The sequence below is a fragment of the Streptomyces sp. NPDC031274 genome (genome assembly GCF_055570235.1).
Genome location: NZ_JBVIHP010000001.1, coordinates 260,165 through 272,708 on the forward strand (window position 1 = coordinate 260,165; position 12,544 = coordinate 272,708).

15 protein-coding genes are annotated in these 12,544 nt (G+C 69.3%); 6 read left to right on the plus strand and 9 right to left on the minus strand.

Features of this window, described 5'->3' with window-relative positions:
• The first annotated feature begins 10 nt into the window (after window positions 1-10).
• Window positions 11-1,273 (plus strand): cytochrome P450 family protein, encoded by a 1,263-nt coding sequence (locus tag ACZ5CR_RS01165; protein ID WP_468852337.1) that lies wholly within the window; start codon window positions 11-13, stop codon window positions 1,271-1,273.
• Between the two features lie 14 nt (window positions 1,274-1,287).
• On the opposite strand, the gene ACZ5CR_RS01170 is transcribed toward ACZ5CR_RS01165, so the two are convergent.
• Window positions 1,288-1,854 (minus strand): 2'-5' RNA ligase family protein, encoded by a 567-nt coding sequence (locus ACZ5CR_RS01170; protein WP_468852339.1) that lies wholly within the window; start codon window positions 1,852-1,854, stop codon window positions 1,288-1,290.
• A 79-nt stretch (window positions 1,855-1,933) separates the two neighbouring features.
• Between ACZ5CR_RS01170 and ACZ5CR_RS01175 the strand changes: the two genes are divergently transcribed.
• Complete coding sequence (locus ACZ5CR_RS01175; protein ID WP_468852340.1) at window positions 1,934-2,497, plus strand: cysteine hydrolase family protein; 564 nt, start codon at window positions 1,934-1,936, stop codon at window positions 2,495-2,497.
• A gap of 28 nt (window positions 2,498-2,525) precedes the next feature.
• Here ACZ5CR_RS01175 and ACZ5CR_RS01180 read toward each other — a convergent pair whose 3' ends face one another.
• From ACZ5CR_RS01180 to ACZ5CR_RS01190, 3 genes are all read right to left on the minus strand, one after another.
• On the minus strand, window positions 2,526-2,846 hold the full coding sequence (locus tag ACZ5CR_RS01180) for a cupin domain-containing protein (protein WP_468852342.1): 321 nt from the start codon (window positions 2,844-2,846) through the stop codon (window positions 2,526-2,528).
• Between the two features lie 257 nt (window positions 2,847-3,103).
• Window positions 3,104-4,084 carry an NADPH:quinone reductase gene (locus tag ACZ5CR_RS01185; RefSeq protein WP_468852343.1) on the minus strand — a complete coding sequence of 327 codons (981 nt, stop codon included), beginning with the start codon at window positions 4,082-4,084 and terminating at the stop codon, window positions 3,104-3,106.
• Between the two features lie 20 nt (window positions 4,085-4,104).
• Complete coding sequence (locus ACZ5CR_RS01190; protein ID WP_468852345.1) at window positions 4,105-4,683, minus strand: PadR family transcriptional regulator; 579 nt, start codon at window positions 4,681-4,683, stop codon at window positions 4,105-4,107.
• A gap of 129 nt (window positions 4,684-4,812) precedes the next feature.
• Between ACZ5CR_RS01190 and ACZ5CR_RS01195 the strand changes: the two genes are divergently transcribed.
• The gene (locus tag ACZ5CR_RS01195; protein WP_468852346.1) at window positions 4,813-5,205 is read left to right on the plus strand and encodes an ester cyclase; all 393 of its coding nucleotides are present in this window, start codon (window positions 4,813-4,815) and stop codon (window positions 5,203-5,205) included.
• A gap of 270 nt (window positions 5,206-5,475) precedes the next feature.
• On the opposite strand, the gene ACZ5CR_RS01200 is transcribed toward ACZ5CR_RS01195, so the two are convergent.
• Window positions 5,476-5,829 carry an ArsR/SmtB family transcription factor gene (locus tag ACZ5CR_RS01200; RefSeq protein ID WP_468852348.1) on the minus strand — a complete coding sequence of 118 codons (354 nt, stop codon included), beginning with the start codon at window positions 5,827-5,829 and terminating at the stop codon, window positions 5,476-5,478.
• An 86-nt stretch (window positions 5,830-5,915) separates the two neighbouring features.
• On the opposite strand from ACZ5CR_RS01200, the gene ACZ5CR_RS01205 reads away from it, so the two are divergent.
• A complete protein-coding gene (locus ACZ5CR_RS01205; protein WP_468852350.1) occupies window positions 5,916-6,779 on the plus strand; it encodes an SDR family NAD(P)-dependent oxidoreductase in 864 nt (287 codons plus the stop codon).
• Between the two features lie 17 nt (window positions 6,780-6,796).
• Here ACZ5CR_RS01205 and ACZ5CR_RS01210 read toward each other — a convergent pair whose 3' ends face one another.
• On the minus strand, window positions 6,797-7,108 hold the full coding sequence (locus ACZ5CR_RS01210; RefSeq protein WP_468852352.1) for a hypothetical protein: 312 nt from the start codon (window positions 7,106-7,108) through the stop codon (window positions 6,797-6,799).
• A 148-nt stretch (window positions 7,109-7,256) separates the two neighbouring features.
• Here ACZ5CR_RS01210 and ACZ5CR_RS01215 point away from each other — a divergent pair, with 148 nt between their 5' ends.
• Complete coding sequence (locus tag ACZ5CR_RS01215) at window positions 7,257-7,469, plus strand: hypothetical protein (RefSeq protein WP_468852354.1); 213 nt, start codon at window positions 7,257-7,259, stop codon at window positions 7,467-7,469.
• Here the strand turns inward: ACZ5CR_RS01215 and ACZ5CR_RS01220 are convergent, their stop codons facing one another.
• Window positions 7,470-8,822 (minus strand): ABC transporter substrate-binding protein, encoded by a 1,353-nt coding sequence (locus ACZ5CR_RS01220; RefSeq protein WP_468852355.1) that lies wholly within the window; start codon window positions 8,820-8,822, stop codon window positions 7,470-7,472.
• Window positions 8,823-9,157: 335 nt separating this feature from the next.
• On the opposite strand from ACZ5CR_RS01220, the gene ACZ5CR_RS01225 reads away from it, so the two are divergent.
• Window positions 9,158-9,451 carry a hypothetical protein gene (locus tag ACZ5CR_RS01225; RefSeq protein ID WP_468852357.1) on the plus strand — a complete coding sequence of 98 codons (294 nt, stop codon included), beginning with the start codon at window positions 9,158-9,160 and terminating at the stop codon, window positions 9,449-9,451.
• 21 nt (window positions 9,452-9,472) lie between these two features.
• Here the strand turns inward: ACZ5CR_RS01225 and amaB are convergent, their stop codons facing one another.
• Window positions 9,473-11,005 (minus strand): L-piperidine-6-carboxylate dehydrogenase, encoded by a 1,533-nt coding sequence (amaB, locus tag ACZ5CR_RS01230; protein WP_468852359.1) that lies wholly within the window; start codon window positions 11,003-11,005, stop codon window positions 9,473-9,475.
• A gap of 45 nt (window positions 11,006-11,050) precedes the next feature.
• Window positions 11,051-12,448 carry a 2-oxoadipate dioxygenase/decarboxylase gene (gene hglS / locus ACZ5CR_RS01235; RefSeq protein ID WP_468852362.1) on the minus strand — a complete coding sequence of 466 codons (1,398 nt, stop codon included), beginning with the start codon at window positions 12,446-12,448 and terminating at the stop codon, window positions 11,051-11,053.
• Window positions 12,449-12,544: the final 96 nt, after the last annotated feature.

A 12,544-nucleotide genomic window follows, 5' to 3' on the forward strand; every position in this document is an offset into this window, starting at 1 on the left:
GGAGAGCCCGTTGAACACGCCCCAGGTGAACACCGAAGCCAGCCAGCCGCACCGCTTCGACCCGGCGGGCGGCTGTCCGCACGCCGACAACGCCCGGCTCCTCGCCCAGGGCGCCGTCACGCCGGTGGTCCTGCCCGGTGACGTAGAGGGCATGGCGGTCCTCGGCCATGACGCGCTCAAGGAGTTCCTCTCGCACCCCGACGTCGCCAAGAACGCACAGCACTTCGCCGCGCTGCAGGCCGGCGAGATAGCCGACGGCTGGCCGCTGAAGACGTTCGCGACGGTGCAGGGCATGACCACCGCCGACGGCACGGACCACCGCAGGCTGCGCTCGCTGATGGGCAAGGCGTTCACCCCGCGCCGGGTGGCCGAACTGGAGCCGCGGATCACGGCCCTGACGACCGGGCTCCTGGAGGACCTGGACCAGGCGGCCGCCACGGGTGACGGCGTCGCGGACCTGCGCAGGCACTTCGCGATGCCGCTGCCGATGGGGGTCATCTGCGAACTCCTGGGCGTGGACGCCGAATACCAGGACCGCCTGCACCACCTGTCGAACCAGATCGTCGCCACCGACATCGGCCCCGCAGAGGCGATGGCGGCCAACCGGGAGATGATCGAGGTCCTCAGCGCGGTCGCCGCAGGCCGTACCGCGAACCCGGGGGACGACCTCACCAGCGCCCTGATCGCGGCCAGGGAGGAGAACGGCGACCGGCTCAGCCCGCAGGAGCTGATCGGCACCCTGATGCTCACGATCATCGCCGGGCACGAGACCACCCTCAACCTGATCACGAACGCCGTACGCGCCCTGTGCACCCACCGCGATCAGCTCGCCCTTGCTCTGTCCGGCAAGGTGACGTGGGCCGACGTGGTGGAGGAGACCCTGCGCTGGGACAGCCCCGTCAGCTACTTCCCCTTCCGGTACCCGACCCGCGACCTCACGCTCGACGGCACCGTCATCCCCCAGGGCACCCCCGTAATGGCCGGCTACTCCGCGGCGGGCCGCGACAAACAGGCCCACGGGCCCGACGCCGACCGGTTCGACATCACCCGCGACAACACGACGACCCGGCATCTGTCCCTGGGCCACGGCGCGCACTTCTGCATGGGAGCCCCGCTGGCCCGCATGGAGGCCACCATCGCCCTTGAGCAGCTGTTCACGCGCTTCCCCGACCTCGACCTCACCATGCCGGAGCCCGAACTTCCCCGGCACGCCTCCTTCGTGGGGAACAGCGTGCAGAAGCTTCCCGTGCGCCTGGGCGCCCCGCGGCCGTAACCGGCCGACGGTGGTCACGGTGAGCGTGGGTGCTCCGCGAGGCGGTACTCGGCGCGATCCTGCCAGCGTGCGCCGTCCCGGACGATGAGGTGTACCGCCCGGACACGACAGCTCAGCGGCAACAGGGGCTCCAGTTCGGCCTGCAACGCGTCGTACGCTGCGTCCTGGGTCGCGGGGCCCTCGTTGTTCGCCACCGTCAGATGCGGGGCGAGCGGAGGGTCGAAGATCCCCCGGTAGGGCACGGCATCGGGCCAGCGCCGGGTGAGGTCCTTGGCCAGGGCCGTGACCGGGGCGTGCGGCCACGGGTCGAGGTAGAGGACGCCGGGATAGCGGGCGAACTCCGCGAAGGTGAGGGTGAAGGCATCGTGCCCGGCGAAGAGAGCGGACAGTTCGCGGTGGGCGGCGGCGTCGAGGCGGCTCTCGTGCACGAAGGGGTAGAGCACCGTCACATGGGCCGGGAACCCCGCCCGGACCAACGGGTCGGCCTCGGGGACCTTGATGGTGAGCGCGGTGTCACCCGGTACGTCCGGCCACCCTTCCGTCGCGGGCTCGCTCCCGGCACACTCCTCATCGGCGTTCATCACGCGCCATGATCGCACCGGCGGGGAACTGCCTCCGCCTCATGCCCCTCTCCGGCGAAGAGCAGAAGGGACGACGGACATGGCGGACAACGCCCTCCTCGTGATGGACGTGCAGCGGGACATCGTGGACCTCGCCGACGACGGCTCGGGGTATCTCCCGCGGCTGCGCCGGGCTATCGACGGTGCCCGCGCGGCGGACATTCCCGTGATCTACGTGGTCATCGCGTTACGGCCGGGCTATCCGGACGTCAGCACCCGAAACAAGGCACTCACCGCCGTGACACGGGCAGGCCTGCACATCGAGGGCGAGCCCGGCACCGAGATCCACCCGGACATCGCGCCCAGGCCGGGCGACACCGTGGTCACCAAGCGGCGCGGGAGCGCGTTCTCGGGCAGCGACCTCGACCTGGTGCTCAGGGCGCGCGACATCAACAGCCTGGTCCTGACCGGCATCGCCACCAGCGGCGTGGTGCTGCACACCGCGTGTCACGCCAACGACCGGGACCTCGGACTCACCGTCCTGTCGGACGCCTGCCTCGACCTGGACCCCGAGGTGCACGAACTCCTGACCGGGAAGCTGTTCCCGCAGTGGGCGGAGGTCGTCACGGTCGAGGAGTGGCTCACGGCCGCCGCGCGGAGTTGAAGCCGTCGCGCCGCGGTGGCGCCCCGGCTCAGATGCCGGTGACCGCGGTCAGTACGACGGCCGAGTCGTCCAGGGCGGTCAGGCTGTGGCGCTCGTGCGGGACGGGCGCGAACTCGCCCTCGCCCAGTTCGAGCGGTTCGCTCGCCGTGCTGAGCTCGACCCGCCCGCGCAGGACGAAAAGGGTCGCGGCCGTGGGCGTCTCGTGCTCACCGAGCTCGGTTCCGGTGGTGAGCACGATGAGGCTCTGCCGCAGTGGACCGTCGTGCAGGAGCAGCTCGGCGCTGCGCCCGTGTGCGGCGGTGCGGGCCTTCTCGAGGTGCTCTGCGACAAGGGCGTAGAGATCGGCCACGGTATGTCCCTTCGGCGAAGAGTGGGCGCGTGCGTACGGGCCTGCGTCCCTCAGTGTTCCCGTCGCCCGCGCGGGCCGCATCCGGCAGCCGCAACCTGATCACCCGATGGCGGCGTCCTACCAGGCGCGTCGCGCTCACGACCGGGGGAGCGGGGGAGCGGGGAAGACGCGGGACTGGGTGGAGCGGGTGGTGGACGGCGGCACGGCGCCGCCCCGCAGGGCCAGGCAGTTGAGCAGGGCAGTGTTCCGAGTCTGCGCTATTGGGGGATGGTGACCAGGATGCGGCCGTGGCCACCGCCGGCGTCGACGTGGTCGTGGGCCTTGGCGATGTCGTCCAGCGGGTAACAGTCGCCGACGGCGACAGTAAGGGCGCCGACGGCGGCGGCGGAGGTGAGGTCGCGGGCGGCCTGGCGCTTGGCCTCGGTGGGGAAGTCGTCGCTGCCGAGCAGCCGCAGGGTGACGTTGTTGAACAGCAGAGGCCAGAAGGGGATCTCAGTGCGGTCCGCGCGGGTGGCGTAGGCGGCGATGACGGCCCCCTGGGCGGCGACGGCGTTGTCGAGATCGGCGTTGTCGGACAGCGCGACCTCGATGATCCGGTCGACGCCCCGCGGCGCGTACGAGCGGATGGCAGCGGCGGGCTCGCCGGCGTCCAGGGCGATGGCGTGGGCGACGGCCGGGTCGACGCGGTCGAGGTCCACGGTCCGGCGGACGGTGGCGATCACGGTGGCGCCGGCCCAGTGGGCGAGCTGGGCGGCCAGGGAGCCGACGCCGCCGAGAACTCCGTGGACCAGGACCAGTTGGCCGTCGACCGGGCCGTCGGCGAAGACGGTGCGGTGGGCGGTGATGCCGGGGATGCCGAGGCTCGCGCCCAGCTCGTCACTGAGGTGGTCAGGCAGGGGTGCGGCCTGGTGATCGGGTACGACGGTGTACTGGGCGGCGGTGCCGAAGGGGCGGTAGGACTGGGCGCCGTATACCCAGACCCGTTGTCCGACGCGGTGGACGTCGACTCCGGCGCCCACGGCGTCGATGACTCCGGCGCTGTCGCTGTGCGGGATCACCCGGGGGAAGGGCATGGACGAGCCGAGCCAGCCGCGCCGTTTCTTGGTGTCGCCGGGGTTGACGCCCGAGACGGTGACGCGGACGCGGACCTCGCCCGGGCCGGGGACGGGATCAGGGAGTTCACCGACGTGCAGGACATCGGCGGCGGGTCCCTGGTCGTCGTACCAGGATGCAAGCATGGGGGTACCTCCGTGGACAGTCAGCTCGCGGGAGCGGCGGGCGCATGCGGATCGCGGTCGGTGCATCCGGTGTCGAATACGGGCGGTTCCTCCCCGAGGGTCTCGCGCAGCCAGGTCCGTTCGGCGCGACTGGTGGCGCGGGCGGTGAGCAGCATGCCCCGCCGATAGGGGTCGGCGACCTCCTCGGCACGCAGGGGCCGCTCGTTGTCGTAGAAGAAGCTCGCCGGTTCTTCCAGGAACTCCAGCCGTCTGCGCAGCACCGCGTGCCGTTCGGCCACGTCGGGCAGGTGGGAGAGGAATGCCAGGACGACGTAGAACCGGGTGAAGTCGGTGATCTCGTGGTCGGCGGGCTTGCGCAGGCGCTGAAGCATGTCGGCCCGCCCGGCCGCGGTCAGGCTGAGCACGTACCGGGCCGCCCCCGCGGCCGGGTCGGCGCGCCGCTCGATCAAGCCCGCCCTGGTCAGACGATTGATCGCCGGATACAGGCTGCCGTCACTGACCGGCCGCGTATAGCCGGTCAGCTGTGAGACGCGGCGGCGCAGCTCGTGTCCTGGCAGGGGGCCCTCGGCGAGGAAGCCGAGTATCGCGAGTTCCAGCATGAGTCCATCATCGCACGCGAACATCGAATCGATGTGAACATCGATTCGATGTTACGCTCGCAGGTACCCGCCCAAACGTCGTCTCTGGAGAGGCGCAGCAAGATGCCATCGCAGTCCACCGAGTCAGTGATGAACCGTTTCGTCGAGTTCATCAACACGGGCAACGAGGATCTCGCCCGCGAGGTCATTTCTCCGGACGCGGTGTTCCACGCGCCAAGCCACCCGGAACCACTGCGGGGGCCTGATGGGTACTTGGAAGTCATCGGGATGATGCGCAGCGCCTTCCCCGACGTCCAGTGGACGCTGGAGGAGGCGGTCACCGAAGGCGACACCGTGGCCGCGCGGTTCACCATGCGGGGAACCCACGACGGTGAATTCTTCGGGATCCCGGCGAGCGGCAACAAGATCTCGGTGCAGGCCATGAACTTCTACTACCTGGCCGACGGCCGGATCGTCGGCGAACGGGGCCAGCCTGATCTCCTCGGGGTGATGCAGCAGATCGGTGCCGTACCGGCGCCGTGAACCTCGTAGCGCCGGGTGAGCCTTCTGCCGCGCGGGATTGCCGCTGCCGGGAGGGGGCCGTATCGCGCGGTGGCAGAGGGCGAAGGCCCGGACCGGAGCGCGGGCGGCCGGTGCGGGTCCACCGGAAGAGGCCAGGTCTTCTTGCTCCGGCGTCCTGTCTCAACGAAGTTGGTCGCCCCTGTGTCGCAGACCTGCATGGGCTGGACTGGGCGAGACACGCGGACTGGGTTCGTTGAGACGGTCTGGTCCGCGCCCGCTGTCGGCAGCCTCTCAAGCCTGGGGTGGTCGGGGCTGCGCACCTTCTGTGAGAACGAGTGCCAGCAGTCCAGGAAACCGTGCGTCGAACTCGGGCTGGCGAAGCCGGTTGAGCCTGCGTGATCCCTTGTCCACCTGCTCCAGGAGTCCGGCGGCACGCAGTACCGCGAAGTGGTGGCTTGCCGTCGCCTTGGAGACCGGCAGGTCAAATGTGCCGCATGCCCGGCTGAAGTCCGGTTCACCGGCGCATTCGCGCAGGATCGAACGCCGTACCGGGTCAGAGAGGGCATCGAGTGCGGCCTGCAGGCTCACCTCTTCCGGGTCGGCGTGGACCAGGTTCCTGACGCGGCGCGCGACCGGCTCGGCCATGGCGGATCCTCCCTCGACTTGACATGTTCGATCCTCATCGTACAGTCGAAAGTGTTCGATCCGCATCTAACTCATTGAGGCGTGCCATGTCAGCGTCGATCAACAGCAGGCCGCAGGTGGCGGTGGTCACCGGAGCCAGCCGAGGAGCCGGCAAGGGAATTGCCCTCGCCCTCGGACAGACGGGCGCGACCGTCTACGTGACCGGACGCAGTCGGCAACCGTCCGACTCGCCCTACGGCGGCACAGTCGCGGAGACCGCGGCGCTCATCGACGAAGCCGGCGGCAAAGGCGTCGCGGTGGCAGTCGACCACGCCGACGATGAGGCCGTGGCGGAACTGTTCGCCCGGGTAGAACGCGATCACGGCCGACTCGACATCCTGGTCAACAATGCGGCCCAGGCACTCAACGCTCCGCCCCCCGGGAGGTTCTGGGAACAGCCGCTGGAAACAGCCGATCTCATCACGGTCGACCTGCGCTCGCACTACGTCGCAAGCTTCCACGCCGCACCCCTGCTGATCGCCAATGGCGGAGGACTGATCGTAAATACGGGCTACTACGGTGCTGTGTCCTACCACCTGGGCCCCGCCTACGGGGCCCAGAAGGCAGGCGCCGACAAGATGGCGGCCGACATGGCCAAGGAACTGCGCCCCCACAACGTTGCCGCCGTCTCGATCTGGATGGGCGGGCTGGACACCGAGCGCGCACGCGCGCACTTCGCAACACTGCCCGTTGAAGCCCGGCCGACCACCAGGCGCGAATCCCCGCAGTTCACCGGCCGGGTGATCTCGGCTCTCTACGCGGCCGACGATCTCATGCAGCTCTCCGGCAGGGCGTTGATCGGCGCTGAGCTGGGAGCACACCTCGGTATCACCGACATCGACGGGAGCGCCCCGCTCTCCCTGCGCTACACCCTGGGCGGCCCCCCTGAACTCCACCCCAGCCTGCGCTGAGAAGCCGTCCCTGAACCTCAGTATCCGAGGGTCTGGAGGTCTTGGAAGCTTCCGATCGTCGCCGACCATGCCTGCTCGTCCGGGACACGGCGCCACCCGATCAGTGAGTCGGGCGTGACCGTGTCAGGCCAGATCATGTAGCCGAGCATGACAAGCTCACACCCCGCCGCATGGGCAGCGGCAGGCGGGAACTCCGGCCAGTCCGGCCAGTCGAGCAGTTCCTTCTCGGCGAGCGGCTGGGAATCGCCGTCACGTATGACCTGCAGCACGTAGCCGCTCTGCGCCGCGGCGCAGACAGCGGTGAGATCGCGGGGGCCCTCAGTTGGCATGCCGGGACACTATCCGACCCGACACACGCAGGTCCAAAGACTGTCTCCGACGGACGTCCGGGCCGTGGACGTCAGACCGGAGGGGGTCAGGGAGGGCCGGAACCGCGGGATGCGGGCGAAGGCCCGTACTCCATGGGGCGATATCGCTGTGTACGTAGACCACTTGCCCTCGGGCCGCGTGCAGGGGCACGACTTCAGTTCCGGGCGGCGGGACGAGAGCGCGGGTCTCCTGGGCGCGGCGCTCGCCGCCGGGAAACTGGACCGGGTGATCCTGCTCGGCGATCTCAACAGCACGGTGCCACCGGCAGCGACCACCTACCGGTCGCCGCCGGCATCATGCTGGACCCCTGATCTCCGCTGATCAGGAGTTGAGCTGCTTCCAGTCGGCCTGAGCGGTGTTCAGCTGGTCGGCGAGGTCGTCGAGGAAATCCTTGGCGCTGGTCTTGCCGAGCATGACCTTCTGGAAGGCGGGTTCGTTGTCGGCCTTCGAGATCGTGTTCCAGTCGGGCAGGTAGTACGGCAGCTGAACGATCGTGGTGGCAGGGGAGTTGAGTGCTTCGGCGGCAAGGCGTGTCGGCTCCGACTTCTCGACCCAGGCGTCCTTGACCGCCTTCTTGTTGGCCGGGATCAGACCGGCGGACTCATTGAACTTGGAGCTGGCCTCGTGGGACGAGGCAAACTCGATGAACTTCCAGGCGGCCTTCTTCTTGGCGCTGGTCTTGAAGATCGAGAGCCCGTCGATCGGATTGGACACCTGGACGCGCTTGCCGCCGGTCGTCTTCGGGTTCGGCAGACCGCGGAACTTTCCGGGGCCGAGGGCCTTCACATGGTCCTGGTAGGAGCCCAGGTTGTGGTTCAGCATGCCGATCCGGCCGCCGTCCCATTGGGCGACCATCTGTGTGAAGTTGTTGTTGAGGTCGGCGGCCGGGGTCGTCTTCTTGTAGAGGGCCGTGTACCTCTCCAGGGCGGCGACGTTCTTGGGATCGTTGACCGTGGTCTTCGTCTCGTCGGCGTTCCAGAAGGACTTGATGCCACTCTGCCCGTACACCGCGTCCAGGGCCTGGGCGATCGACCCGACACCGCCGCGGATGGTGTAGCCGAACTGGTTGCTGTCCTTGGCGGTGAGCTGGTCCGCCGCCTCGTAGAACTTGCTCCACGTGGTCGGGGCGCCCAGACCGGCGGCCTTGAAGAGGTCGGTGCGGTAGTACAGGACACCGTTGTTCGCGGACGTCGGGACCATGAGCAACTGCGACGTCCCGCCCGCCGAAGTCGTCGAATCGAGCAGGTTCTTGCTGAGCTCGCCGTCCAGCGGACTGTCGGCCAGCCGGTCCTGCAGCGGCTCGAGCGCGCCCTGGGCCGCGATCGCGGCGAGCATGGCGGCACCCACGCCGCCGACATCCGGCAGACCGCCGCCCTGGATCGAGTTGTCGTACTTCGACTGGGCATTCTCGGCGGGGACTCCGACGTAATCGACCTTGATGTCGGGGTACTTCTTCTCGAAGTCCTTGATGATCTCCATCCAGATGTCGCGACGGACGGCCGTGTTGTTGTCCCAGAAGGTGATGGTCCCCTTACCGGAGCCCTCGCTGCCCGCGTCGCCCGCGATACCGGATCCGTCGTCCCCGCACGCCGTGGCGGTGATGCCGAGGAGGAGGGACAGGGCTATGGCTGCTGGGGCCGCTCGACGGGGACCCCTGCGGATGCGGGAACTCATGGGTTCTCTCTCCTCTGAACTATGGCTCGACACGCCGACGCGAGGCGTGCGTACACCGCGTATGACATACCGCGTCTCGTATATGACATACGAAGCGCGGCGAACACGAAGCTAGGAGCCGGTAGTTGGTTCGTCAACGCATCTGACAAAAGTCGCTGCTGAGTACTGCGGAGTACTGCTGAGTACTGCGGAGCACCCGACCGTGATCGAACTCCGGTCGGAGGCCTGCGGGTTCCGCTGTAGGATCCCCGCCACATCACGGTGGGGGGATCATGGAAAACAGCACAGCGCAGACGCCCGACTCGTCCGCGAAACGACGAGGTCCCGTCCCTTGGATGATCCTCTGCCTCGTACTGGCCTCAGTGGTTCTCGCCCTCGGGGGGTTCGTCACGGGTCGGGCCGCCGCAACTGACGTCGAGGAAAAGGGCGGAGAGGGCTGTTCCAAGGTTCAGAAGGCCGCCGAGAAGATGCGCGGGGAGACCCAACGTCTCGAAACCGTCGAGGATGAGGAGGACTGGCTTCTCAGCCTGCGCGCGCACTCCTACCTCATCAAGCAGAACCCCGATTGCTTCACGGCCGAAGCCCGCGCGAAGGCTCAGGCCACCTTGGACCGGTACCGGGACGCCTGAGGGGGCCGTCCCGGGGCAGCCCTAGAGGAAGCTCACGTTCTGGGCCAGTGCCAGGCGGCCCGAGTAGTTGATGGTGTTGGTGGCCGGGCGCATGTACGCGCGCCAGGCGTCGGAGCCGGACTCCCGGCCGCCGCCGGTCTCCTTCTCGCCCCCGAACGCGCCCCCGATCTCCGCGCCGGACGTGCCGATGTTGACGTTGGCGATGCCGCAGTCGGAGCCCTCGGACGACAGGAAGAGCTCGGCCTCCTGCTGGTCGCGGGTGAAGATGCTGGAGGAAAGACCTTGCGGGACGCCGTTGTGCAGCGCGATGGCCTCCTCCAGGGTCTCGTACGTGAGGACGTACAGGATGGGGGCGAAGGTCTCCTGGCGTACGACGTCGGTCTGCTCCTCGACACGGACGACGACCGGTTCGGCGTACGCGGCCCGCGGCGCCGTGTCCGCCAGGCGTCGGTTGCCGCCGGCGAGGATCTTGCCGCCCTGTGCCTGTACGCGGGCCAGTGCGTCCCGCATGCCGTCGAGGGCGGCGGGGGAGATGAGCGGTCCGACGAGGGTGTTCTCGTCGAACGGGTCCCCTATGGGGAGCTTGGTGTACGCGGCCGTCAGGCGCGCCACAAGGGTGTCGGCGACGTCGCGGTGGACGATCAGGCGGCGCAGCGTGGTGCAGCGCTGGCCCGCCGTACCCGCGGCGGCGAAGACGATGCCCTGTACCGCGAGGTCCAGGTCGGCGGAGGGCGTCACGATCGCGGCGTTGTTGCCGCCGAGTTCGAGCAGGCTGCGCCCGAACCGGGCCGCCACGCGCGGGCCGACCTCGCGACCCATGCGGGTCGATCCGGTGGCGCTGAGGAGCGCGACGCGCGGGTCGTCCACAAGCCGCTCGCCCACCGAGCGGTCGCCGAGCAGGAGACGGTGCACGTCGTCGGGGGCGCCGACCTCCGCCGCGGCCCGGGCAAGGAGCCGGTCGCAGGCCAGCGAGATCAGCGGGGTCAGCTCGGACGGCTTCCAGACCACGGTGTCGCCGCAGACCAGCGCCACCGCGGTGTTCCACGACCACACCGCGGCGGGGAAGTTGAACGCGGAGATGACCCCGACCACGCCCAACGGGTGCCAGGTCTCGGCGAGACGGTGCCCGGGACGTTCGGAGGCGATGGTGCGGCCGTAGAGCTGGCGCGACAGGCCGACCGCGAAGTCACAGATGTCGATCATCTCCTGGACCTCGCCGAGCGCCTCCGAGCGGATCTTGCCCGCCTCTATGGTGATCAGGTCGGCCAGGTCGCTCTTGTGCTCCCGCAGCAACTCGCCCAGACGGCGCACGAGTTCACCCCGACGCGGGGCCGGTGTGGTGCGCCAGGTGAGGAATGCCTCGTGTGCGGCGGCGACGGCGTCCTCGGAGTCGGCGGGCCTCGCCCCGGCCAGGCCGAACAGATCCTCGCCGGTGATGGGCGTACGCGCCTGGAAGTCGCTGCCCTCCGGAACGCTCACGCCGACACGCCGCAGACTGGTGCGGGCACGGCTGCGCAGGTCGCCGGTGGTGGGCAGGGCGGTGGTGCCGGTCATGGTGCTCCTTGGGTGAGGTGAGCGGGTGGAGTGGAGAGAAGAGCGTCAGTGGTGTGTGCCGTCGATTTCTACGCCCAGTTCGCGGCCCACCTGAGTGAGCGAGAGGCTCTGCTGGTGCTCGTACAGGGCGTACGGGTCGAGGACTTCGCGCTCGATGGCACCGGACAGCCAGTCGCTGTCGTACGCGGCGCCTTCCTGCTCGGCGTTCCGGGAACCCTCGCCGCTGAGGTTGGACTGGAAGATGCCGGCGGCGGAGCGCGGCAGGAAATCCTCGTAGACGACGGGTTCGGCCCGTACCCAGCCTCGGCGCTCCAACTCGGCCACCGTGCGGGGAGGTTCGGTGCCGTCGCGCGGACGGTCGGGTGCGGCGCGGTAGGTGAAGTAGGCCAGCTCCCGCGCGGCCAGTTCGCGCTCGGTGGCGGGAACGTGTGCGGCCCACAGGGCGCGGGCTAGTTCTGCGCGGTCGGCTGCGGGGTGCGGGGCGGCCTGGTCGTCGACGAGGGTGAGCAGGCGGTCGTAGAGCGCGCGGCCCTCGGGGGTGAGGGCGATGCCGCGGGCCTCGACCTCGCCGAATCGCACCCGCAGTGCACCGCGGGTGACGCTGCCGTCCGGGCGGTGCAGGGCGCGCGGCTCGGCCAGGGCGCTGAAGGATGTCTGGCGCAGCAGCAGGTCGGGGCCCTTCCAATCGGGCGGCCCCTGGATGGTGTCGATCATCTCGATGCCGCGGTCGGTCATCCGCCGGTACAGCTCGTCGATGTCCAGGACGCGCGGGGTGAGGTGGTTGATGTGGGTGGAGCGGACGCCGCCGATGTCCGCGGCGACGGCGGAAACCCTCTCCAGCTCCTCGTACCAGGCCTGGTCGATCGGCTCGGCGGACAACTCGAAGGCCTGGACGGCGAGATGGAGGAAGCGCTCGGCGTACGCCTCGGGCAGTTCGCGCTCGGCCTCGGCCCGGTCGGCCAGGGCGAGCAGCTCCGGCGGGAACAGCTCGCGCCCGGCCAGGAACGTCTCCAGGCGCGAGCGCAGATCGGCGTCGAAGAAGCGCGGGTCCGCGGGTGTGAGGAGCGAGGTGAAGACACGGAAGGGATTGCGCGCCAACTCCTCGGTGTCCACCGGCCGGAAGGCCGTCGACACGACCGGCACCGCGCTCGCGGCGGCCTCTCGAAGATCGTAGAAGCCGACCGGACGCATGCCGAGCGCGCCGAAGATCCGCGCGACGTGGCGCAGTTCGGCCGGGGTGCCCACGCGGATGGCGCCGTGCCGCTCGGCGGTGACCCGGCTGATGGACCCGAGCCGTTCGGCGTCGGCGCCCTGCGCGCGCAGCGTGTCCTTGTTGACCTCGTGCGAGACGTCCACGAGCGTGGTGTAAGCGGGGACTTCACGCCCGTACATCTCCGAGAGCCGTGCGGCGAAGGCGGCCCGCAGCTGCCACTGGCTGATCATGGGAAGTCTGCCTTTCGAACTGTCGGACATGGGACAAGAGGCATCCGACCATGGGTCCGGGGTCATGCGACATGGGTCATTGGGCGGACGTGTGCG

What these genes read in the sequence shown, in the direction of transcription:
- ACZ5CR_RS01170 (WP_468852339.1), bottom strand. Translation starts at nt 1,854, where the DNA reads ATGAACGCCGATGAGGAGTGTGCCGGGAGCGAGCCCGCGACGGAAGGG.
- hglS (WP_468852362.1), bottom strand. Translation starts at nt 12,448, where the DNA reads ATGATCAGCCAGTGGCAGCTGCGGGCCGCCTTCGCCGCACGGCTCTCG.
- ACZ5CR_RS01185 (WP_468852343.1), bottom strand. Translation starts at nt 4,084, where the DNA reads ATGCTTGCATCCTGGTACGACGACCAGGGACCCGCCGCCGATGTCCTG.
- amaB (WP_468852359.1), bottom strand. Translation starts at nt 11,005, where the DNA reads ATGACCGGCACCACCGCCCTGCCCACCACCGGCGACCTGCGCAGCCGT.
- ACZ5CR_RS01190 (WP_468852345.1), bottom strand. Translation starts at nt 4,683, where the DNA reads ATGCTGGAACTCGCGATACTCGGCTTCCTCGCCGAGGGCCCCCTGCCA.
- ACZ5CR_RS01220 (WP_468852355.1), bottom strand. Translation starts at nt 8,822, where the DNA reads ATGAGTTCCCGCATCCGCAGGGGTCCCCGTCGAGCGGCCCCAGCAGCC.
- ACZ5CR_RS01175 (WP_468852340.1), top strand. Translation starts at nt 1,934, where the DNA reads ATGGCGGACAACGCCCTCCTCGTGATGGACGTGCAGCGGGACATCGTG.
- ACZ5CR_RS01205 (WP_468852350.1), top strand. Translation starts at nt 5,916, where the DNA reads ATGTCAGCGTCGATCAACAGCAGGCCGCAGGTGGCGGTGGTCACCGGA.
- ACZ5CR_RS01200 (WP_468852348.1), bottom strand. Translation starts at nt 5,829, where the DNA reads ATGGCCGAGCCGGTCGCGCGCCGCGTCAGGAACCTGGTCCACGCCGAC.
- ACZ5CR_RS01195 (WP_468852346.1), top strand. Translation starts at nt 4,813, where the DNA reads ATGAACCGTTTCGTCGAGTTCATCAACACGGGCAACGAGGATCTCGCC.
- ACZ5CR_RS01210 (WP_468852352.1), bottom strand. Translation starts at nt 7,108, where the DNA reads ATGCCAACTGAGGGCCCCCGCGATCTCACCGCTGTCTGCGCCGCGGCG.
- ACZ5CR_RS01225 (WP_468852357.1), top strand. Translation starts at nt 9,158, where the DNA reads ATGATCCTCTGCCTCGTACTGGCCTCAGTGGTTCTCGCCCTCGGGGGG.